At 54.8% G+C, this 1,601-nt stretch carries 1 protein-coding gene and 1 pseudogene; both read right to left on the reverse strand.

Features of this window, described 5'->3' with window-relative positions:
• Positions 1 to 170 (reverse strand): IS1 family transposase (locus tag CINSTRO3249_RS16995; protein ID WP_143146886.1); only part of this gene is annotated, 170 nt, incomplete at its 3' end.
• A gap of 56 nt (positions 171 to 226) precedes the next feature.
• Positions 227 to 1,168: pseudogene (sohB, locus tag CINSTRO3249_RS15710) on the reverse strand (protease SohB); the annotation flags it as partial.
• Positions 1,169 to 1,601 lie beyond the last annotated feature (433 nt).

Here is a 1,601-nt window from a genome sequence, read left to right on the forward strand (position 1 = left end):
TCAACGATCTGCTCTTTAACTCCCGGCTTTCGCGCTTCATAGCGGTAGGTAAGCTGGAATACACGGTGACAGCACTGACACCGGAAGCGTTCGCGCTTAGTTGGACTAAGGCCATGTCGATAAATTTCATCTGAATGGCAGCGAGGACAATGAACAGAAACTGTAACCACGTGGAAACCTCAAATAGAGGCAGAATATCACAAAAGTCAACTATTTGAAGGCATTACCAGCGCACGCTTATCACCTCATGCCGCACCAACTGCTCAATTAGCAAATCGTCGCTGGTGCCGATAGCGTCTACCAGCCCCAAATGCTGCGCCTGTTCGCCATACCAATGTTCGCCGGTGGCGACGGCGTCAATATCCAGCGTGGGCCGCATACGCTGAACGAAGGATTTAAACAGCTGATGAGTCTCATTGAGTTCTTGCTGGAATTTCTCGCGTCCGGCGGGTGAATTTTCACCAAACAGCGTCAGCGTCCGCTTATAGGCGCCGGCGGTATGCAGTTCCATATCGATATCGTTACGTTTCAACAGGCGATGGAAGTTGGGGATCTGCGCGACCACGCCGATGGAGCCAATAATAGCAAAGGGCGCGGCGACAATGCGGTCCGCGACACACGCAATCATATAGCCGCCGCTGGCGGCGACCTTATCCACCGCGACGGTGAGCGGGATACCTTTTTCCCGCAACCGCTGCAATTGCGATGCCGCCAGCCCGTAGCCGTGCACCACGCCGCCGGGGCTTTCAAGCCGCAGCAACACTTCATCGCCCGATTTGGCGACCGACAGCACGGCGGAGATTTCCTCGCGCAGGGAGCTTACTTCGCCCGCGTCCATACTGCCGGTAAAGTCCAGCACGTAAAGACAAGAACGCGCCGCCCGATCATCGCCCCGTTTTGCCAGCAGTTTGGCCCGTTTGGCTTCGGCCTTATCCTGCTTTTTGTGCCGCTTGTGCCACACGCCTTTCTCGGCTTCGCCTAACCTGGCCAATTGCATCTCCCGCTGTCTCTCGCGGTAGTGCTTGCCCAAATCCTCGATTTGGATCTGTCCTTTACGCTGGCGCGAGCGCATGCGTAAACCAAACACCAGCAATAATAGCGCGCCGATCGCCAGCACTACGGTGAGGGTTTTGGCCAGAAAAAGTCCGTACAACGCAATATATTCCACAAAACCGCCTTGCTAATAATGAGAACAGTTGCCAACTATTCTAGCCAAGGGTCTGCGCCGCGTCGCCTGAAAAATCAGAATATTGCCGGCAAAGAGACTACCCCGCTCCCAGCCACGGCGGGTCAGACCTAAAAAGGTGTCCCGCATCGTCTGAAAGCAGCCACCCGCCGTCCCAGCGGCAACCTGCGGGCGTTCGGCGCATCCGTAACGCCTTTTCGTGGCTGTGGCGCTCAGGAGTCGGACTGCAGGCGATTGAAATACCCTCCTGGATCAGGCATAAAAAGAGACAAGTCTGTTCCTACGGTTTGAATCACCCCGGATAAATTAGAGTCTATACTTTAAAAGTGGAGGTCTCTATGACAACGACCAAACGTTACTCTCCGGAAGTCCGTGAACGGGCAGTTAATCTAGTGCTGGAAACTCAGCATGAGCA

This window comes from Candidatus Sodalis sp. SoCistrobi, assembly GCF_900143145.1.
Classification (GTDB): Bacteria; Pseudomonadota; Gammaproteobacteria; order Enterobacterales; family Enterobacteriaceae; genus SoCistrobi.